Source organism: Pseudomonas sp. NFACC32-1, from assembly GCF_900101215.1.
Taxonomy (GTDB): domain Bacteria; phylum Pseudomonadota; class Gammaproteobacteria; order Pseudomonadales; family Pseudomonadaceae; genus Aquipseudomonas.
The window spans coordinates 185,320-203,588 of record NZ_FMUL01000005.1 but is presented as its reverse complement, the minus strand read 5'-3'; the positions used below and the strand labels follow the sequence as shown (position 1 = coordinate 203,588).

The following is an 18,269-nucleotide window of genomic DNA, read 5'->3' as shown; positions in this document are numbered from 1 at the left end:
TGCCGGCGTCCAGGGATCGAGCCTGTAACCAGGGGACATTCAATGAAAGCAATCATCGCGTTGACGGCCAGCCTGGTGCTCGCCGGCTGTGCCAGTAACGGCGTGGCGTCTCGCCCGACCAGTTGCGTCAAGCCCGGATCCGACCAGGAGCTGGCCCTGAACCTGGCCGACGACATGGCCAATGACGGTCGCTTGTACGCCAGCCTCGCCAACCTCGAGGGGCTGCCCGAGGACCTGGTCCAGGTCCGCTTGCGCAAGGCCCGGGTCCTGCGCCTGATGGGGCGTAACGAAGCGGAGCCGTTGTACCAGAGCCTGCTCGGGACCTGCCTGGCCGCCGATGGCGAACATGGCCTCGGCCAACTGGCCGCCGCCAGGAACGACAATGCCACCGCCATCGAACACCTCGAACGTGCGGTGAAAATGGCTCCCACCGAAGGAAAGATCCGCAACGACCTGGGCGTTGTCTATCTGAACCAGCGCCGGATCCCTGAAGCACGCTTCGAGTTCATGACCGCCATGGAACTGCGCCAGTCGGATTCCCTGGCGGCGCTCAACATGGTGACGCTGCTGATCTACCAGGACAACTGGAAACAGGCCGCCGAACTGGCAAGCATGGCCAGGCTGAGTCCCAGCCAGGTGGCAGACGCCCAGGCCCGCGCGGAAAAAATCAGGGGCATGACCAACAAGGTGGGGATCACACAGGCCGACCGTCTGACCGAGGTAGCCGATGTCTCATCCGGCACGGTCAAGTAAGCATTGCGAGGAGTTCAAGAGATGAAAACCAAACAACTGTCGATCGTGTGCATGGCCTGCCTTTGCACCACCGCCTGGGCAATCGAGCCCGGTCCTTCTTCCGCCGCCCAACAAGGCACCGAGAGCTGGATGCAGCTACAGATTCGCGGAGTGGTTGCCTCCACCCACCTGCAAACCGCCTCGGCCACCGAACGCGAACTGGCCATGCAGCGCTGGCTCAATAGTTTCAACTATCCGATCCCGGAGTACTTCGACCAGGACTCGGGTGGAGAGATCACCAGCAGCAAATGAAATCCGGCAACAATACAGATCGCCCCGAGGCCCCACCGCCCTGGGGCTTTTTTTATACCGTTGGCAAGGCTCGATTCCTTTGCCGGAGCTGGCTGATGCATCACGAAGCCAGCGCGTAGGACGCCAGACGACCCAACGGGGCACGCGCCCTCGTCACATTCAGAATCACACACCCTTGTGGCGCATCGCAGGGCTGCGCCCCGAAAGCGGCACAACTCCACCCCGGCTGATGCAGCACGAAGGTGGACTCCAAGGCCTCCATGCGACCCGAAGAGCGCACGCATCCCGTCACAGGGTACTGAGGCGAGACTTAAGAATAGGCTGGAACAACCCTGGCGAGGGCGGTTGTGCCCCTGGGCCCAACCGCCGCAAACAACAAGGGCCGCGAGGCGGCCCGGAGGGGAGCAAGCTTTCTCGTCAGCGCGAGCCAACGTTCGCAGGCGCGGCTACATATTGCCGAAGGCCCTGAACACGCCAATCATGGCGGGCCCGATGGCGACCAGGAAGAAGCTTGGCCAGAGGCAGAAGATCAAAGGAAAGATCAGCTTGGTGCCGATCTTCGCCCCCATCTCCTCGGCGGCCTGGGTCCGCCGGTCGCGAAATTCATCGGCATAGATACGCAGGGTATCGGCCACGCTCGTGCCGAAACGGATGCTCTGCGCCAACAGGCTGACCAGGCCCTGGATGTCCTCCAGCCCGGTGCGCACGGCCAGTTGCCTGAGCGCCTCGGTGCTGGTGATGCCGGCACGGATCTGCGCATTGACCAGGGCCAGCTCTTCGGCCAGCTCGACCTGGCTGACCGACATTTCTTCCGCCACCCGTTCGATGGTGGTAGGCAGGGCCAGGCCCGATTCGACACACACCACCATCAAGTCCAACGCATCCGGAAATGCCGCACGCAACCGGCCTTGTCGCGCCTGCTTGCGCTTGCCGACATAGATCGCCGGCAGCAACCAGCCGACCCCCGCCACCACAGTCACGATCAGCAGCCCGACAATCAACGACACCTTGATCAGCGGCAGCAACACCAACGCGATACCGAGCAGCAGCAACGGCAGCATCAAGCGCACGGCCCAGTACATCTGCACCGCCGATGCGGACCGGTAACCGGCATGGGTCAGCAAGGTCTGGGTGGCGGATGCCTGGGCCTGGTCGGTCGAGGCAAAGCGCTGGCCTACCCGCTCCAGCAGCAGTTGCAGGTTACCGGGGGCCTGCTGTCCCGCCGACGTGCCGCCATAGCCGCGCTTGATCAAGGCCAGGCGTCTCTGCACCGGGTCCTGCAGGCCCAGCAGCAGCAAGAGCACAGCGACCACCGCCAGTACCGTACTGACACCGATCACGGCAATGAACAGCAGCCGTGCCACCTCCTCGCTTCCTGTAAACCGACTGAACAACCCGAGCAAAAAATCCATGACTGATACCTCGCGGCAGGACGGCGCTTAAACCTGGATCCGAATGATTTTTCGAATCCAGAAAATCCCGATCAACATGGCGCAGAACGCACCGATGATCAGCTTGTGGCCGATGGGGTCGTTGATCAGCACCGGCATATAGCTGGGGCTGGTGAGCACGATGGCGATCGCCAGCACGAAGGGGATCGCCACCAGCACCCAGGCCGACATCCGTCCTTCCGCCGAGAGGGTCCGGATCTTGCGGTGAAACCGGAATCGCCCACGGATCAGCCGGCTGAGGCGTTCCAGCACTTCGGTCAGGTTGCCGCCGGTCTCGCGGTGGATCAGGATCGAGGTCACCAGCATCATCACGGTCATGCTGGGCATGCGCTCCAGCAGGCCCAGCATGGCCCGGCGCACGTCGTTACCGTAGTTGATGTCGGAAAAGGTCATGCCGAACTCCTGGGCGACCGGGCCCTTGTGCTCATCGGCCACCAGGCGCAGGGTTTCGTTGAACGGATGACCGGCGCGCAACGCCCGGCACATGGCGTCCAGTGCATCCGGCAGGCCTTCCTCGAACGTGGCGAACCGCTTGCTGCGGTCGCGCATGATCTTGAGTACCGGCAACCAGAACAATCCCGACAACGCCAGCAGGGCCATCCACCACACCTGCGAAATCATCAGGACCACGGCCCCGCCTCCCATTCCCAGGGCCAGGCCCAGCAGCATCACCCGGTAGGCGCGATATTCGTGACCGGACTGCTCGATCAACTGGGTCAGGTTGGCCATCAATGGCAACTGCTCCAGGCTGGCTTCCAGGGGGGACAGGCGCGTCAGGTATTTCTGCCGCAACACCGTCTGCATGTTGGGCAGGTGATTGGCTTTTTCCAATACGTGCAAGCGTCCGCGAATGCGCTTGCGCATCTTGCCGGCCTCGCCGAACACCGGCACCACCACGCCCTGGGACAAGAGGAAGACCGCGATGAACACCATGCCCAGGAAAATCAGAATGAACTCAGCAGGGATATTGTTCATGACGAACGGGCCTCCATCCATTCAGGGCGGAACATGGTCAATGGCAACTCGATGCCGCGCTTGGCCAGCACGTCGCGAAAGGCCGGGATCATGCCGCTGGGTCGATACTCCCCGAGCACCTCGCCGTTTTCGCCGATACCCTGGCGCACGAAAGAGAAGATTTCGGTCATGGTGATGATCTCTCCTTCCATGCCGTTGATCTCCTGCATGCTCACCACGCGGCGCTTGCCGTCTTCTTGACGCTCCAGCTGGATCACCACATCGATGGCCGAGGCAATTTGTTGACGCATCGCCTTGATAGGAAAAGTCGCGCCAGTCATCGATACCATGTTCTCGATTCGTCCCAGGGCATCGCGGGCGGTGTTGGCGTGGATCGTGGTCAGGGAGCCATCGTGGCCGGTGTTCATGGCCGTCAGCATGTCCAGCGCCTCGGCGCCGCGCACTTCGCCGATGACGATGCGGTCCGGGCGCATCCGCAGGCTGTTGCGTACCAGTTCGCGCTGGCTCACCTCGCCGCGTCCCTCGATGTTCGAAGGCCGGGTTTCCAGACGGACCACGTGGGGCTGCTGCAGCTGCAGTTCGGCCGAGTCCTCGATGGTGACAATGCGTTCGTTATGCGGGATGAAGCTGGACAGCACGTTGAGCATGGTGGTCTTGCCGCTGCCGGTCCCGCCGGAAATCAGCACATTCAGGCGTCCGCGCACGATGGCCTTGAGCAACAGGGCAATGGCCGGGGTCATGCTGCCCACCTGGATCAGGCTGTCGGTGTTGAGAAGGTCCACGGCAAAGCGCCGGATCGACATGCTCGGACCGTCGATGGCCAGGGGCGGGATGATCGCGTTGACCCGCGAGCCGTCCTTGAGCCGGGCGTCCACCAGGGGCGACGACTCGTCGATACGCCGTCCCAGGCCGGAGACGATGCGGTCGATGATATTGAGCAGGTGCTGGTCGTCACGGAAGCGAACGTCAGTGCGTTGCAACTTGCCGAAGCGCTCGACATAGACCGAGGCATGCCCATTGACCAGGATGTCGGACACGCTATGGTCGGCCAGCAAGGGTTCCAGCGGCCCCAGGCCAAGCACCTCGTCGGTGATCTGCTTGATGATCAACTGGCGACCGGCGGAACTCACCGGCGCCGAATGCTCGTCCAGCAGGCGCTGGCAGATATCACGGATCTGCCGCGTCGCCTCGGCCTGCTCCAGGGCGTCGAGCAAGGACAGGTCCATGACCTTGAGCAACTGCTGGTAGATCCGTTCCCGCCATTCGGCTTCCACCGGGGAGACCTGGCTGCGGGTTTCATAGATGACATCCGGGACAGCCTGTTCCCAGGCCATCAGTTCATCGGTCGGGTCCGGCAGGCTGTCGCCGTTCTGGGCCGCCATCGAGGCACCGGGCTTGGCGGATTGTTTGCGCAAGCGGTTGCGGAAATCGCTGATCATGGGTCATCCCCCGAAAAAACGGTTGAAGGCACGTTTGAGCAGGCCTTTGTCTGCCGCCATCTGGTGACCGACCAGGTCTTCGGTCAAATCGCGCAGGGCCACGGTGATAGCCGCCCTCGGCGCATGCAGCCCCAACGGCACGCCAGTGTTCTGACTCTGGCTGACCAGGTTGAAGTCATTGGGTAATCTGGACAGGTTCGCGCAGCGCAAGGCCTCGCCGATATCCTTGAGGCTGATGGCGGCGGCTTTGTCGTAGCGGTTGACCACGATCTGCAACTGGTCCCCGCGCATGCCCAGGTCTTCGCGCAGGATCCGCACCAGGGCGCAGGCGTCGCGCAGGTGACTGACGCTCTGCTGCACCACCACGTAGACCCGGTCCACCTGTTCCAGCACCGCGCCGGTGAGGTGGTCGATCTGCCGCGGCAGGTCCACCACCACCCAGTCGTAGCTGGTACGGGCCAGTTGCAACAAGGCATCGAGCTGTTCGGGCTGGGCATCCTGGGGCAGGCACAATTCGCCGGCCCGGCCACCCAGGACATGAAGGGTCGGGCTGAAATGGCTGCAGAAGCCGCGCAACGCCATACCGTCCAGGTCATCGACCTGCTGCAGCACCTCCAGATGACTGTGGGACTGGGCCACATCGAGGTAGTGGGTCACGCTGCCGAATTGCAGGTCCATGTCCAGCAGCAGTGTGTTGCCGGCCCGCATGCTGAGCTGTTGGGCCAGATTGCAGGCCACCAGGGTCCCGCCGGAGCCGCCCTTGGCACTGATAACGGCCACCAGCTTGCCCTCGGCGCCATTGCCCAGGCGTACCTCCGCCACCAACCGATTCAAGGCTGCCACCAGTTCCGTCTCGGCGAACGGCTCGGGCAACACATCCCGTGCACCGGCCTGCATCGCCAGGCGCATGCCTTCCTGGTCGCCGAGCAAGCCACACACCAGCATCGGCGGGCGCTCATGGGCCGGACGTTGCAACAGTGCGGCCAATTCCTCGCGCCACAGATGGCTGACCCGCAACAGCAGCAGGTCGGGCATGCGGTCCAGCCCATAAAGGGGATCGACATGGCCGTTGCTCACCAGGCGCGTGCTCACCTCCAGGCTCGGCATACGCTGGCAGACGCATTGCAGGTCGCGCAAGGATGTGGCGTCGCGACTGCTGATCAGCAGCCGCAGCCCGGCTTTGCCGGTGGCGGACGAGAGCGGAGTTTCCCTGGTATTCAGCATGGTGTGATCTCCCCGGAATCGGAATGACGCCCAAGGCTTTCGCGTGGCAAGGTTGCCCGGAACGGGGGCAACGTAATGGGCACGCCCAAGCCGGGAATGAACAGATTGAAAACGTAGTTCTGCACGCTCAGGCGGACATAGCGGATGGCCCGGAAGCCACTGGCACTGACCGTGTCGGCGGGGTTCGCCACCACCGCGCCATTGGCGTCCAGATAGGTCAGCGCCAGGTTCGAGGTGGCCAGGCTGCTGATCAGCTGGCTGGTCCCGGCATCGGTCGCGGCATTGAAGATGGCCCGGCGCAGCACCACCGGATCGCTGATGTTGCACACCGCCGCCAGGCGCGCGCCCCGGCGTGCGGCTTCGTCCAGTGCATTGGCGACGAAGTACAGCCGGCCCATTTCCACCACGCCGAACAGCAGGATGAACACCAGCAGGCCAACGAAGGAAAACTCCACGATGTACGTGCCGCGCATGTGCTTCATGTTTATCTGCCTGTTCATCACAGCACCCTCATGACCGTTGTCGCGACCAGCGGTATGCCCAGCGGCATGGCGTTGCCAAAGAACGCCGGAATCGATCCGCTGCAGTTGCCTGCGCCAATCACCGGGCAGAAGGGGTAGGTAATGGTGACGCGCACGTGATCGCTGCCCACGACGGCGACTTCCACATGGGCCGTTGTCAAACCCGACACCACAGGGCTGCCGACCGCGTTGGGCACGCCGTACACCGCGACGTTCTTGGTCTGGGTCTGCAATGTACTGGTCAGGGCGACACCTCCCAAGGTGGAGTTCCAGGCCTGGCTGGCGACGAAACGATCGGCTTCGCGGCTGGCCTGCAGCAGCACGTTGTACTGCAAGAGCATGCGGCCGAATTCGCCGAAGGCCAGCAGCAACAGCAGCAACAGCGGCAGCACCAGGGTGAACTCCACCAGCGCCACGCCTCGCTGGGCCTGGGGTGGATCGAACGGGGCAAGTCTCATGAAGCCTCCTACGAGTCGGTGCTCGGAGTGCCGCTGCCGTTGAGATAGGTCTTGTAGAGCTGGATGATCTGCGGGCCGACATCGGTGGATGGCGTAGGGCCCGGTACCCCGTCCCCTTCGCACTCCTGCACGAACTGGCCGAAGACCAGGGAGTCCGAGCCGCCGCCGTCCACCGGTTGCACGACGAAGTAGCAGCCAAAGCCCAGGACCGGAATCGAGGTGGAGCCGCCCTGCTTGCCGGTGCAGTTGCCTATCACGATCTTCAGCATCCGGCGCTCGAACACCCCGTTGCTTTCACAGCCACTGCCGCTGCCGGCCACACAGGCGGCGACCTGGGTTCGCCAGTCGTTATAGTCCTGGATCGCCTCGCCACCCGCCGTGAGATCGCCGTTGCTCGCGGTCACGGGTTGGTTCTTGTATTTCGCCTGGGCAAGCGCATCGTCATAGGTCATCGCCGGATTGCTCGACGAGGTCACCAGGTCCGGCGGATAGTCGGACGAACTGACGGGGCCGTTGTAGATGCCGAAGCGTGTATTCAAGCCCTGGGAGGTGGGACCGGCCTTGTTGCCGGGAGCGGTCTGGACGTTGTCGCCCACGCTGCGGCAGACCGAGCCTCCACCGGCCAGGTCTTCCCGGACCGCACTGCCGCCGGAGCCGAAATCCAGCAGTTGGAAGTTGCCGGGACCGATGGGCGACGTATTGCCCGCCGCCGTCTTCAGCACCTCCAGGTCACCGAAGTGGTAACCCCAGAAATTGCCGGCGGAGGGGTCGTACTGGTTGGGATCGCCGCAGACCATCAGCGGTGCCAGGTCACAGGGCGAAGTCGGGCTGGGGCCCGCGGTAGCGATCGCCGCCACGGCCTTGCCGCCGAGACCGGCGCTGCCCATGGTCTGGACGAAACTCCAGAAGAACCCGTTCAATTGATAACTGGACACCGACACCCGTACATACTTGGCATCCGTCGGCCCCGGGTAAGAGAAAGGGCCATAGACACTGCTGGCCAACTCCACCACGGCGAATGCCCCCGGGTTGCCGGCCACTGCGCTCGCCAGTTCGGCGTTACCCAAGGCATCGGCATTTTTCGTCAGGGTATCGAGGGCTGCGGCACGCGTCGTGCTGGCCATGTTCAGGCCGCCCACGACCTGGCTGAGGGTCTTGGCGCCGCTCAGCGCCGCGGCATCCACGGCATTCTGCAGGCGGGTCTTGTTGAGCAGCATGTGACCGCCATCCAGGGCCAATGCCGCCATCATGGAGATCGCCACCAAGGCGATCACCATCAGTACACTCACTGCCCCTCCCTGGCGCTGCCGAATATTGGAACTCATCATCACGCCCTCGCTGACTGCTTGAGGATCGTCATCGCCTGGGAGCCAGGCCGTTTCGTCCGCGCGAATCAGCGGACGTTGATCACGCTGCTTTCAACCCCTCGGATCACCGTGACCGCCCCGCCGTCCGGCGCCTTGGCGCGGCGTTGCACCACGGGCCTTGGTACCGGGGCAGCCGCCACCGCCATGACCGGCGCGGGAGCGGGTGGCGCGACGGCCGCGGCTTTTTTCTCCAGGTTCAGTGGATTTCGCAGGGCCAGTTGCAACTTGCCTTCGGTCTGTGCGGTAACCAGGGCCTCCGCCTCCGCGGCGGTCATCTCCAGCGTCACGGCCCGCACTACCACTGGCTGGGTCTTGTCGGTGCCCGCCGTCTGGTCGACCGCCAGCACCCGCAGGTTTTCCAGGATGGTCCGGGACACCGCGTTGTTGCTGCCGGCACTGGTGGTCTTGGTCGCCAGCACATCGACCCGGTTACCCGGCAACAGGAAGCCGCCCACGCCGACCACATCGTCCACCCGTACCGAAATGGCGCGCTTGTCCGGGGCGATCAGCGAGGCCAGGGTGCTGCCTCCCAGATGCTCGCTCAGGCGCGCCCCCCGCACGATGTCACCGCGCAGGATGTCGAACGTGGCGATCTTGCCCACGGCCTTTTCGCTGGAATCGAAAGCGTCTTCCGGAATCGTGTCCATGGGCATGCGCACGGTCGTGACCTGCTGGGCCTCGACCATCTGCCCGAACGGGATCTCCACCGTGGCGACCACCACGCTTCGAAGGTGATCGTCAGGCGTGGCATTGAGTCGTGCGCTCAGCCAGGAGTCGGCCATCCATGCGGCACCGAGGCCCATTACCAGGGAAACGCCTATCAGCGAAAGCGTACGAGAGCTCATGTCGGTATCTCCGAATCAAAGGAAGTCGAGCTGAACGAAATAGTTGTGCCACGCCCATTCCAGCTCCTGGGGCGCCAGCGGCCCGGAGCCGCCCAGGTAACGCTGGCGGTCCAGCGCCATGTTCAACAGATCACGTGGATGGCAAGGCACCAGGGGCATGCCTTCGCCCGCATAGAGCCGCTGCAGCACGTAGCGCACCAGCAACGGGTCGTAGGGAATGCCCAGGCGTTCGCATTCCTGGCGCCAGATGCGCTCGTATTCCTCAGGCTTGAGGTAGCCGAATTGCACCTTGTAGCCAATGCGCCGCAGGAAGGCCTCGTCGGCCAGTTCCAGGGGGTTGAGGTTGGTGGAAAACACCAGGATCAGGTCGAACGGCAGCTCACAGTGACGACCGCCGCCCAGGTTGATGAAGTCGCGCTTCTCTTCCATGGGCACGATCCAGCGGTTGAGCAGCTCGGCCGGCGCCATGCGCTGGCGGCCCATGTCGTCGATGATGAACAGGCCGTTACTGGCCTTGAGCTGCAACGCGGCCTGGTATTGGCGGGTGAACGGGTCGTAGCGCACATCCAGTTGCTCCATGCTCAACTCGCCGCCAGTGATCACGATGGGGCGCTTGCAGCACAGCAAACGGCGGTCGATGCCCTCGTTGAGCATCAGGTTGTTCGATTGGCTGTTGTCGTCCAGGCGCTGGTGGACCTGCGGGTCGTAGATTTCGATCACCGACTCGTTGATGACAATGGCGTGGGGAACCCAGATGGCCTCGGCGAACAGACGGATCAGGCGGCTACTGACATACGTCTTGCCGGTGCCCGCAGGGCCGTAGATCATGATGGCCCGACCGGAGTTCAGCGCTACACCCAACTGGTCGAGCATGCTTTGGGTCAACACGATCCCGGACAGGGCCCGTTGCATGTCGTTGGCGGTGATTCGGCCATGGTGAATGGTCTGGATCTTGATCAGCGACCGGTAAGTGCTCACCGGGAACGGGGCCGCACCGATGTAGCCACTGCGGGACAAGGCGTCACGGGCCGAGCTGCGACCGCGCTCGGTCAGGCCATAGCGCAGCCCCTGGACACTCGCCTGGCCGATCTGGCCAAGCACTTCGACACGCCCGTCCTTGCGCAGGAACGCGAGGACTTCCTCCAGTACCGCGCCGGTCAGCGCCAGGCGCTCCACCAGCCGCGGCATGTCCAGCACGCCGGCATCATGCAGATGCTTGCACACCAGTTCGCCCAGGAAGCTGTCGGACAGGCCGGTGTCGCGAATGGTGCAGGGCTGGGGTGCCAGGCGCTGTACCGCCTCCCGTTCGCTGGGGTAGGCATCACTATCGTTGATGACGTGCATGACTAGACTCCCCAGCCGTCGGCAACCAGCTGCCAATAGACGCTGTTCAAGGTGCCGATCAGGATGGCAATCGAATAAGGAAAAGGTTTGCCGGCCACTTCATCCGTCGTGGGCGCCAGGTAAGCCTGGGCTCTGAGGATCAGCCAGTAGCGACCAAGGGTCTGGAGCAGTTGACCGCGGGCCAGGACAATCAGGAAACCGCACACCCCGCCTGCGATCAGGCTGAACAGCGCCGCCCACAACGCATAATGGAACGGCAGGAAACTGCCCACCATGGCCATCAACTTGACGTCTCCCGCCGCCATGCCGCCCACCGCATACATGGGCAGGAACAGCCCGAAGCAAATCAGCATGCCCAACAGGCTGTCACCCAGCCCGGCGATGCCAGCTGCATAGACCTGACCGGCCACTCCCAGGGCGAGCCCCAGCAGGACCAGCGTGTTGGGAATGCGGTGGCGAAGCAGATCGCTCACCACCGCCACACCCAGCAGTCCCACCAGCAGTACTGTCGATACCAGCAATTCCATGGACATGACGCGTCTCCCGGTTGCAGTGATCGTTAGCAGGCAACGTTGCCATTGACGGCCTGGCACAGGGCACGGATCTTGGTATCCACGGCGCCACCCAACAGGACGAACGCCGCGGCCACCGCGACCGTGATCAAGCCTCCCGCCACTGCGTACTCGACGATGGTCAAGCCGTCTTCATCTCTGGCGAACTTGCCGATCGAAGTTCTGATTGTGTGCAGAGTCATTTCATTTACCTCGTCTTCGGAAAGAAGCTGGGGTCGGGGGACAGCGCGAGATCCATTCGAATCAGTTGGTTGTACTCACTGCTAAAGAGTCGCAAGCGCTATTCCATGAAAGTTGCCGCGTCCCCTGCCGTAATGGTTACGATCAGCAGGCAACGTTGCCGTTGACGGCCTGGCACAGGGCACGGATCTTGGTATTCACGGCACCGCCCAGGAGAACGAAGGCAGCGGCCACCAGTACCGTGATCAACCCGCCGGCCACTGCGTATTCCACAATGGTCAGGCCGTCTTCATCTTTGGCGAACTTCACTACCGAAGCCTTGATTGTTTGAAGAGTCATTTCGCACACCTCATCGGGGTTGTTTTAAAGGCAGTACATTGCGAACTGCCTGATGCAACCCTAGTCAGGGGGGCGGGAGAGCCGTTAGGAGGATTTTGCACATCCCTAGGACTTTTTTGCGCAGGTTCGCGCAGAGGACATCACCCCGCGCCGCAGCCGACACTGAGGGGGGATGGAGATAAGGGATCGATTTCTTAGAAGAATTTATTCGGCGAGATGATGGCACATTGACGATACTTCCGGCTAAAGGGCAGGAAGAACCACCTGGACAGGCACATGACGTCGAATCTGACCGGAAAGCCAAAGTTGTTGTGGTTCGATCTGACCCATGATCGGTCCACGAATGAACTCATCACTCAGTTCGAGGAATCCTGCATCTGCACACTGGGCAAACATGCCATGTTGCCCGGCGCAGAGCAGGTGGACATGATCTGCATCCATTTCGACCGGCCGGACACCCCCGGCCTGAGGCGCCTGCTGGAGATCAAGCGCACGGTACCCGCCATCCCCATTACCATGTTCACGGTGCAGCATTCCGAAGAGCTGGCGGTCTGGGCGATGCGCTCCAGCGTCTGGGAATACATGGTGCTGCCCCTGTCGGCCACCGAAAGGAAACGCTACCTGGCGGCCCTGGTGCAATTATGCGAGCTGCGGCGCAACGCCCTTGGCCGGGGCAAAGCCTCGCAGATCGACCATGCCCCTACCCTGCCGGACAGCATCCGCCTGACGTCGGGGCATCAGAAGCACCAGGCCTTGAGCCATATCATGCTGTACATCGACCAGCACTTTCGCGACAGCATCGACCAACGGGACCTGGCCAAACGCTGCGGCATGACGACGTTTCGCTTCAGTCGCCTGTTCAAGGAAGCCAACGGGTTGGGCTTCACCGACTACGTGCTGAACAAACGCATGAGCTTCGCCAAGGAACTGCTGGACAACAGCGAGATGCCCATCACCAGCATTGGCTACGAAGCCGGTTTCAAGGACCCGTCCTACTTCGCCCGTGCCTTCAAGCAGTACGCCAGCTGCACACCCAGCGAATATCGCCTGGCTCGCCAGATGCGCGCGACGATCGTCATCCAGCCTTCGCCGGACGACGCCAGCGTGGAGGCGCTTGAGAACCTGGTCCATAGCCTGGAGGGTTGAGGTATTCTGCGGACATAAAAAAACGCCGCTCGATGAGCGGCGTTTTCTTGAATTTGGAGCGGGAAACGAGACTCGAACTCGCGACCCCGACCTTGGCAAGGTCGTGCTCTACCAACTGAGCTATTCCCGCAAATGGCGTCCCCTAGGGGACTCGAACCCCTGTTACCGCCGTGAAAGGGCGGTGTCCTAGGCCACTAGACGAAGGGGACACGCTGCCCGGAACACATGGTGTGTGTTCCAGTGCCCAGATCCTGACCCGAAGGTATCGGTTCTGGTTTCACTCAATCTTGCCTTGAAGCAAGACTGTTTAAAATTGGAGCGGGAAACGAGACTCGAACTCGCGACCCCGACCTTGGCAAGGTCGTGCTCTACCAACTGAGCTATTCCCGCATTGGCGTCCCCTAGGGGACTCGAACCCCTGTTACCGCCGTGAAAGGGCGGTGTCCTAGGCCACTAGACGAAGGGGACACACGTACAACATTCACTGCTTATGGCGCTTGGCTGAGTGCTTTACGCTGTAAGTGGCGCGCATTCTATGGATGGATTGGTAGGTCGTCAACCCCCACGTATAAATTTATTTAAATCAATGACTTCCCCCGGTTTGGAACGGATCCGCAGATTTTTCCCGTCCGGTCTCTGGCGCCTATATTCTGTCGTCCGCCAAGACGCTATAGTCGCGCTCGGCAAATAGTGGCAATGTGCATCTAGTCCGCTGCAAGCCCCACGAACAGTACGACGCCCGTCTAATGACGCCGCACGGGCCTATGCGCTTAAAAGCCAAGCCACTACACTGAAGTATGCGAACCCCATAAAAGAGGTCTTACCGGTGACACCACTCATGATCACCCTGCTCGTCGTAGCCGGGATCGCACTGTTGATCGCCATTGGCTACATGAACCATGTGGCGGAAAACAACAAGTTGGAAAAGGCCCGTACCAAGGTTGAACTCAACGACCGCCTGCGTCGCTGCGGCGAGCTGACCGAAACCTTCCCCGGCCAGCTGATGACACCGGCCCTGAAGCTGTTGATCACTCGCCTCGAGATCAATGTCTGCCAGCGCTTGCTGAATCTCGACAAGGGTAACGCCGCGGTCAAGGCTCGCCTGGACGAACTGAATGCATTGGCCGCCCAGGGCGAATCGATCCCGGTGAACAATCCTCCGGCACCGATCCAGACCGAAGCCAAGGCCAAGGACGTGCGCTTCCTGCTCGAGGCCTTGCATGGCCAGATCACCCGTGCCGCCCAGGACGGTTTCCTGCCACCCAACGAAGCCAAGCGCTGGATTCGTGAGGTGCGCCATATCCTGGTCCTGCTGCACATCGAATTCTTCAACAACCTCGGTCAACAGGCCTTGCAGCAGGAACAACCCGGGCAGGCACGCCTGGCCTTCGAGCGCGGCGTGCAATACCTGCGCAAGCAGCAGGATCCCCAGGTCTACGCCGAACAGCTGGATTACCTGGAAAAACTCCTGGCCCGCGCCAACGCCATGGTCCTGGCCAGCACCCAGCCCGTCGAGGGCGAGGTCAACCAGTTGACCGAAGGGCTCAAGGAAGTCGAAGCGGAATCGGACTGGAAGAAAAAGAAAGTCTACGACTGAGGTCCCGACACCATCATCGAGGACAAGGGGGGCTCACCCTCTGCGGGGCTGCATGGCAGCCCCAGCCTTTTGCGATCCCGATGCGGTATCGATGCAGGGCACCTGGCAGCCCGACGGGAATATCCCTCTTGCCAGTATCCCCTCAGCGCATCACAACCTGAAATGCCCCACCATCCCCTTCAGCTCAACGCCCAACTGCGCCAGCTCGACGCTGGACGTCGCGTTGCCCTGCATCGCCAGGGAAGATTGATCGGCACTGGCGCGGATGCTGGTGACGCTGCGATTGATCTCCTCGGCGACGGAGCTCTGCTGCTCCGCCGCGGCGGCGATCTGCTGGTTCATCTGCTGTATCAGGGACACCGCCGCGGCAATGCTGCCCAGGGCGCTTTCGGTCTGTAGCGCATCGCTGACCGCCATCTTCACCAATTCGCCGCTGCTCTGGATCTGCTGTACGGAGGTCTGGGCAGCTGAACGCAACGCGCTGACCAGCCGCTCGATTTCCTCGGTGGACTGCTGCGTGCGCCGGGCCAGGGCCCGCACTTCATCGGCCACCACCGCGAAGCCCCTGCCCTGCTCGCCGGCCCGTGCCGCCTCGATGGCGGCATTGAGCGCCAGCAGGTTGGTCTGCTCGGCGACGCTCTTGATCACACTCAGTACGGTGCCGATGTTCTGGATTTCGGCGCTGAGGCTTTCGATGCTGGAGCTGGCCGATGTAGCCGAATCGGCCAACTGTTCAATGCGCACCATGCTCTGGCGCACCACCTGCTGGCCGCTTTCGACCTTGTCGTCGGCGGTCTGGGCCGCCTGGGCCGCTTCTTCGGCATTGCGTGCCACATCGTGCACGGTGGCGGTCATCTGGTTCATGGCCGTGGCGACCTGCTCGGTTTCCTCTTTTTGGCTGCTGACTTCCAGGTTGGTCTGTTCGGTCACGGCCGACAGGGACTGGGCAGAATTGGCCAACTGTTCGATACCGGCCTGCAAACCGCTGACGATACTGCTCAGGCCGGCCCCCATCTGCTGCATCGCAAGCATCAGTTGGCCGATCTCATCCCGGCGCGTCACCTCCACCGTGGCCCTCAGATCGCCCGATGCTATCTGCTGGGCCACGCGGATGACCGTGCGCAACGGTGCAACGATCAACCGGGTAATGATCCAGGCCGCAACCAGGCCCACCAGCAAGGCCAGGGCCGACGAACCGATGATCAACAGCGAGTTCTTCTTCAACTCCGCCTGCATGGCGCCGTCTTCGGCGCTATAGGCCTGGTTGACCCGTTCCACGACCTGGGCCGCGCGTTCGTGCAATTGTCGGTAGACAATCTTTTCCTTGGCCAGCAGGCCGGTGTAGTCGGCAAGCTGCTGTTTGAATCCGGCGATGTGCCCGGCCACTTCGTTGAGCACGGTCTGGTAACCCGGGTCCTTGACGGCGGTCTTGAGCGCCTCGGCCTGTTTCATGGCCTGCTCGGCCTGTTCGATGTCGCCTTGTGCCGCTTCTTCATTGCCCTTGCGGCTCTGGTCGAGACGGACCCGCGCTTCGTTCATGGCCTGCAGCATCAGGCGCGACACCTCGCTGACCTGGTTGGCCTGCTCGATGAATTCAGCGCCCTCCTTGCCTTCGGAGTCTTTCAGGTTATAGGCGCCGTCATCCGCCAGCCCCGCCTGCAGCACATCCAGGTTATTGGCAACGCTGGAGACCGACCAACTGGCCATTTCCAGCGCCAGCTCCTTGCTCTGGTTCAACTCGACAAATTCATCGAACGCCTTGCGATACGCCGACAGGGCCTGTTCGACGTCATTCATTACCGGCACGTTGGCCGTCGATTTCGCCTTGAGGTCGTTGGCCAGGACAATCAGCCCGTCGACGCCCTGGCGCAGGGCGTCGACCGTCTTGGGATCGGAGCGCAGGGCATATTCCTGCTCCAGCAGCCGGACCTTGAGCAGCTCGCTGTTAAGGGACGACATCTGCTTCAGATCACCGAAGCGCTGGCTGATGGTTTGCAGGGACCAGACACCGATGGCTGCCACCACAGCGGTGAGCAGCAGCACCAGGACAAACCCGATCCCCAATTTCTTCGCCATACCGAGGTTGGCAAAACGTCCTTGCACGGCCGAAATCATTGCGCTCAGTCCTCTGCCAGTTTGTGTATCCGCAGATTCGCAACGAGATGCCCTCCAACACAAGATGCTGGCGTCGGAATAATGGCAAAAAGCTACAGCTCCGTCGTTTTCAGAACACTTGAGGTCGATCCAAAGCGCTGGCCCGGAAAAACGCCAGCGCCCTGGGGTCCCGTGCATAAGCCACATTGATCCGTAGCCAGTCGCTTTCGGTGCCTGAAGGACTGAATGCCGTGCGTGAGGACAGCAGCACGCCGAACCGCTTGGCCAGGCGCTGCAGCCCAGCGTGATCGCACCGGGGCGGGCGGGCCCAGATGAACAGCCCGCCGGCCGGCTTGCCGAAGACCGTCCAGTCGGCATCCTCCAGCACCTGCAGCACCGCCGCCATATCGACACCCAATCGCTGTCGCTGACGCTGGGCCAGTTTGCGATAGGCGCCGTTGGCCAACAGGCTGGCCACCACTGACTCACAGAACCGCGAACCGCCCATGCTGGTGATCCCCTTGACCGCGCTCAACCGCTCGACGACGCCAGGTCCGGCCGCCACGAAACCGACTCGTAACGAGCTGCTGAGGGTTTTCGAGAAACTGCCCACATAGAGGACATCGGCATCCAGCGCCGCCAGCCGGGTCCGTGTGGCGCCCTGGAAGTCAGCATAGACATCGTCCTCGACCACCAGCAGGGCGTGTTTTTTTGCCAGTTGCAGCAACTGCTGGGCCACGGCGGGCGCCAGGCTGCTTCCGGTCGGGTTATGGCAGGCACTGTTGATGAACAGGGCGCTGGGCCGGTGACTGGCCAATAGTGCCTGCAATGCCTCCACGTCCGGGCCCCGTGGAGTCCTGGGCAATTCGATCATGTCGATCCGGTGAAGCCTGAGCAATTCGAAAAGGCTTGGATAGCCGGGGCTCTCCACCACCACGCAACACCCCGGCCGAAGCAGGGTTCGCACGATCAGGTCCAGCCCATGGGTGGCTCCCGTCGTGGTCAGGATCCGGTCCGCGCCGGCATTGATATTGAGCTGCTTCAGACGCCTGGACAATTGCTCCCGCAGCGCAGGCAGCCCCAACAACGTGCTGTAATTGAACAACCCCGCCATGTCGGTGCGGGTCACCTGGCGGATCGCATAACCCAGGTCATCGCTCTCGCGCCAGCGCTCAGGCAGCCCGCCGCAGCCCAGGTGCAGCTCCCACTGGGCATCATCGACCAGGCCAGCCTGGGTGAGGGACGCGTCATCCGGCCAGTCGCCGGGCGTATACCTGGCCAAGGCTGGTGGCGCCACGAAGAAGCTCGAGCCGTGACGGGACGCCAGTATGCCTTGGGCGACCAGGCGCTCGCATGCTTCACTGACACTGGACTGGCTCAGCAGGTTATCCCGCGCCAGTTGCCGGATGGATGGCAGGCGAGTTCCCGGTTGCACCGCATCCTGTCGAATCCAGCCGGCCAGCGCGTCGACAATTTGCTGCACGACAGGCACCAGGGCCTGTCGGTCGATTCTCAATTCCATGAGTAACCAAGCTCCTAAGCGTTTGTTTTATTTCTGGAAACAGTTTGTTTTTAGGAAAACAGTTAAGCACAGGGTGTCCAGGAACGAGGTACGACAACGGCGCCAAAACCGCCGATTCTCACCCTTTGAAACACATTGGCGGATTCATTCA

At 62.3% G+C, this 18,269-nt stretch carries 18 protein-coding genes, 4 tRNA genes and 1 pseudogene; 4 read left to right on the top strand and 19 right to left on the bottom strand.

Annotated elements, in window-relative coordinates; genetic code table 11:
* Positions 1-42: 42 nt before the first annotated feature.
* Together BLP99_RS10805 and BLP99_RS10800 are read left to right on the top strand one after the other, a co-directional pair.
* The gene (locus BLP99_RS10805; RefSeq protein ID WP_072393455.1) at positions 43-753 is read left to right on the top strand and encodes a tetratricopeptide repeat protein; all 711 of its coding nucleotides are present in this window, start codon (positions 43-45) and stop codon (positions 751-753) included.
* Positions 754-774: 21 nt separating this feature from the next.
* On the top strand, positions 775-1,044 hold the full coding sequence (locus BLP99_RS10800) for a DUF3613 domain-containing protein (protein ID WP_072393458.1): 270 nt from the start codon (positions 775-777) through the stop codon (positions 1,042-1,044).
* A 446-nt stretch (positions 1,045-1,490) separates the two neighbouring features.
* Here BLP99_RS10800 and BLP99_RS10795 read toward each other — a convergent pair whose 3' ends face one another.
* From BLP99_RS10795 to BLP99_RS10740, 12 genes are all read right to left on the bottom strand, one after another.
* Complete coding sequence (locus tag BLP99_RS10795; protein WP_072393461.1) at positions 1,491-2,456, bottom strand: type II secretion system F family protein; 966 nt, start codon at positions 2,454-2,456, stop codon at positions 1,491-1,493.
* A 27-nt stretch (positions 2,457-2,483) separates the two neighbouring features.
* Positions 2,484-3,470, bottom strand: coding sequence for a type II secretion system F family protein (locus BLP99_RS10790; protein ID WP_072393464.1), 987 nt, complete (start codon positions 3,468-3,470; stop codon positions 2,484-2,486).
* The gene (locus tag BLP99_RS10785; RefSeq protein WP_072393467.1) at positions 3,467-4,909 is read right to left on the bottom strand and encodes a TadA family conjugal transfer-associated ATPase; all 1,443 of its coding nucleotides are present in this window, start codon (positions 4,907-4,909) and stop codon (positions 3,467-3,469) included. The genes BLP99_RS10790 and BLP99_RS10785 overlap by 4 nt, the downstream gene beginning before the upstream one ends.
* 3 nt (positions 4,910-4,912) lie before the next feature.
* Positions 4,913-6,133 carry an AAA family ATPase gene (locus tag BLP99_RS10780; protein ID WP_072393470.1) on the bottom strand — a complete coding sequence of 407 codons (1,221 nt, stop codon included), beginning with the start codon at positions 6,131-6,133 and terminating at the stop codon, positions 4,913-4,915.
* Positions 6,127-6,621 (bottom strand): TadE family protein, encoded by a 495-nt coding sequence (locus tag BLP99_RS10775; protein WP_072394120.1) that lies wholly within the window; start codon positions 6,619-6,621, stop codon positions 6,127-6,129. Before BLP99_RS10775 ends, BLP99_RS10780 begins: the two co-directional genes overlap by 7 nt.
* An 11-nt stretch (positions 6,622-6,632) precedes the next feature.
* Positions 6,633-7,112, bottom strand: a complete 480-nt coding sequence (locus tag BLP99_RS10770; protein WP_072393473.1) for a TadE/TadG family type IV pilus assembly protein — start codon at positions 7,110-7,112, stop codon at positions 6,633-6,635.
* Between the two features lie 8 nt (positions 7,113-7,120).
* Positions 7,121-8,440, bottom strand: coding sequence for a TadE/TadG family type IV pilus assembly protein (locus BLP99_RS10765; protein WP_072393476.1), 1,320 nt, complete (start codon positions 8,438-8,440; stop codon positions 7,121-7,123).
* A 65-nt stretch (positions 8,441-8,505) separates the two neighbouring features.
* Positions 8,506-9,324, bottom strand: coding sequence for a Flp pilus assembly protein CpaB (cpaB, locus tag BLP99_RS10760; protein WP_072393479.1), 819 nt, complete (start codon positions 9,322-9,324; stop codon positions 8,506-8,508).
* Between the two features lie 15 nt (positions 9,325-9,339).
* Positions 9,340-10,668, bottom strand: coding sequence for a P-loop NTPase family protein (locus tag BLP99_RS10755; protein WP_072393482.1), 1,329 nt, complete (start codon positions 10,666-10,668; stop codon positions 9,340-9,342).
* A gap of 2 nt (positions 10,669-10,670) precedes the next feature.
* On the bottom strand, positions 10,671-11,201 hold the full coding sequence (locus tag BLP99_RS10750; protein ID WP_072393485.1) for an A24 family peptidase: 531 nt from the start codon (positions 11,199-11,201) through the stop codon (positions 10,671-10,673).
* Between the two features lie 26 nt (positions 11,202-11,227).
* Positions 11,228-11,422: a Flp family type IVb pilin gene (locus tag BLP99_RS10745; protein ID WP_072393488.1), complete on the bottom strand. Its 195-nt coding sequence runs from the start codon at positions 11,420-11,422 to the stop codon at positions 11,228-11,230.
* A gap of 142 nt (positions 11,423-11,564) precedes the next feature.
* Positions 11,565-11,759, bottom strand: a complete 195-nt coding sequence (locus tag BLP99_RS10740; protein ID WP_072393491.1) for a Flp family type IVb pilin — start codon at positions 11,757-11,759, stop codon at positions 11,565-11,567.
* Between the two features lie 276 nt (positions 11,760-12,035).
* Between BLP99_RS10740 and BLP99_RS10735 the strand changes: the two genes are divergently transcribed.
* A complete protein-coding gene (locus tag BLP99_RS10735) occupies positions 12,036-12,905 on the top strand; it encodes a helix-turn-helix transcriptional regulator (protein ID WP_072459172.1) in 870 nt (289 codons plus the stop codon).
* Positions 12,906-12,959: 54 nt separating this feature from the next.
* Here the strand turns inward: BLP99_RS10735 and BLP99_RS10730 are convergent.
* The 4 genes from BLP99_RS10730 to BLP99_RS10715 all read right to left on the bottom strand — a co-directional run bounded on the left by BLP99_RS10730 (position 12,960) and on the right by BLP99_RS10715 (position 13,373).
* Positions 12,960-13,035 (bottom strand) — tRNA-Gly (locus BLP99_RS10730).
* Positions 13,036-13,038: 3 nt separating this feature from the next.
* Positions 13,039-13,114: transfer RNA gene (locus BLP99_RS10725), tRNA-Glu, on the bottom strand.
* 105 nt (positions 13,115-13,219) lie between these two features.
* Positions 13,220-13,295 (bottom strand) — tRNA-Gly (locus BLP99_RS10720).
* Positions 13,296-13,297: 2 nt separating this feature from the next.
* Positions 13,298-13,373 (bottom strand) — tRNA-Glu (locus tag BLP99_RS10715).
* A 370-nt stretch (positions 13,374-13,743) separates the two neighbouring features.
* Between BLP99_RS10715 and BLP99_RS10710 the strand changes: the two genes are divergently transcribed.
* Entirely contained in the window at positions 13,744-14,502 is a 759-nt protein-coding gene (locus BLP99_RS10710) for a VHS/ENTH/ANTH domain-containing protein (protein WP_072393500.1), read from the top strand.
* A gap of 150 nt (positions 14,503-14,652) precedes the next feature.
* Here BLP99_RS10710 and BLP99_RS26830 read toward each other — a convergent pair whose 3' ends face one another.
* The 3 genes and pseudogenes from BLP99_RS26830 to BLP99_RS10700 form a co-directional block, all read right to left on the bottom strand.
* Positions 14,653-15,516: a methyl-accepting chemotaxis protein gene (locus tag BLP99_RS26830; RefSeq protein WP_371128594.1), complete on the bottom strand. Its 864-nt coding sequence runs from the start codon at positions 15,514-15,516 to the stop codon at positions 14,653-14,655.
* Positions 15,514-16,578: pseudogene (locus tag BLP99_RS26825) on the bottom strand (HAMP domain-containing protein); the annotation flags it as partial. The pseudogene BLP99_RS26825 and the gene BLP99_RS26830, both read right to left, overlap by 3 nt.
* 148 nt (positions 16,579-16,726) lie before the next feature.
* Entirely contained in the window at positions 16,727-18,118 is a 1,392-nt protein-coding gene (locus tag BLP99_RS10700; protein ID WP_092180300.1) for an aminotransferase-like domain-containing protein, read from the bottom strand.
* Between the last annotated feature and the right edge of the window lie 151 nt (positions 18,119-18,269).

Bases quoted from the DNA above. Each gene is read 5' to 3' on its own strand.
- BLP99_RS10800 (WP_072393458.1), top strand. From the start codon at position 775: ATGAAAACCAAACAACTGTCGATCGTGTGCATGGCCTGCCTTTGCACC.
- BLP99_RS26830 (WP_371128594.1), bottom strand. From the start codon at position 15,516: ATGGGGGCCGGCCTGAGCAGTATCGTCAGCGGTTTGCAGGCCGGTATC.
- BLP99_RS10700 (WP_092180300.1), bottom strand. From the start codon at position 18,118: ATGGAATTGAGAATCGACCGACAGGCCCTGGTGCCTGTCGTGCAGCAA.
- BLP99_RS10710 (WP_072393500.1), top strand. From the start codon at position 13,744: ATGATCACCCTGCTCGTCGTAGCCGGGATCGCACTGTTGATCGCCATT.
- BLP99_RS10740 (WP_072393491.1), bottom strand. From the start codon at position 11,759: ATGACTCTTCAAACAATCAAGGCTTCGGTAGTGAAGTTCGCCAAAGAT.
- BLP99_RS10745 (WP_072393488.1), bottom strand. From the start codon at position 11,422: ATGACTCTGCACACAATCAGAACTTCGATCGGCAAGTTCGCCAGAGAT.
- BLP99_RS10750 (WP_072393485.1), bottom strand. From the start codon at position 11,201: ATGTCCATGGAATTGCTGGTATCGACAGTACTGCTGGTGGGACTGCTG.
- BLP99_RS10805 (WP_072393455.1), top strand. From the start codon at position 43: ATGAAAGCAATCATCGCGTTGACGGCCAGCCTGGTGCTCGCCGGCTGT.
- cpaB (WP_072393479.1), bottom strand. From the start codon at position 9,324: ATGAGCTCTCGTACGCTTTCGCTGATAGGCGTTTCCCTGGTAATGGGC.
- BLP99_RS10795 (WP_072393461.1), bottom strand. From the start codon at position 2,456: ATGGATTTTTTGCTCGGGTTGTTCAGTCGGTTTACAGGAAGCGAGGAG.
- BLP99_RS10785 (WP_072393467.1), bottom strand. From the start codon at position 4,909: ATGATCAGCGATTTCCGCAACCGCTTGCGCAAACAATCCGCCAAGCCC.
- BLP99_RS10780 (WP_072393470.1), bottom strand. From the start codon at position 6,133: ATGCTGAATACCAGGGAAACTCCGCTCTCGTCCGCCACCGGCAAAGCC.
- BLP99_RS10765 (WP_072393476.1), bottom strand. From the start codon at position 8,440: ATGATGAGTTCCAATATTCGGCAGCGCCAGGGAGGGGCAGTGAGTGTA.
- BLP99_RS10770 (WP_072393473.1), bottom strand. From the start codon at position 7,112: ATGAGACTTGCCCCGTTCGATCCACCCCAGGCCCAGCGAGGCGTGGCG.
- BLP99_RS10735 (WP_072459172.1), top strand. From the start codon at position 12,036: ATGACGTCGAATCTGACCGGAAAGCCAAAGTTGTTGTGGTTCGATCTG.
- BLP99_RS10790 (WP_072393464.1), bottom strand. From the start codon at position 3,470: ATGAACAATATCCCTGCTGAGTTCATTCTGATTTTCCTGGGCATGGTG.
- BLP99_RS10755 (WP_072393482.1), bottom strand. From the start codon at position 10,668: ATGCACGTCATCAACGATAGTGATGCCTACCCCAGCGAACGGGAGGCG.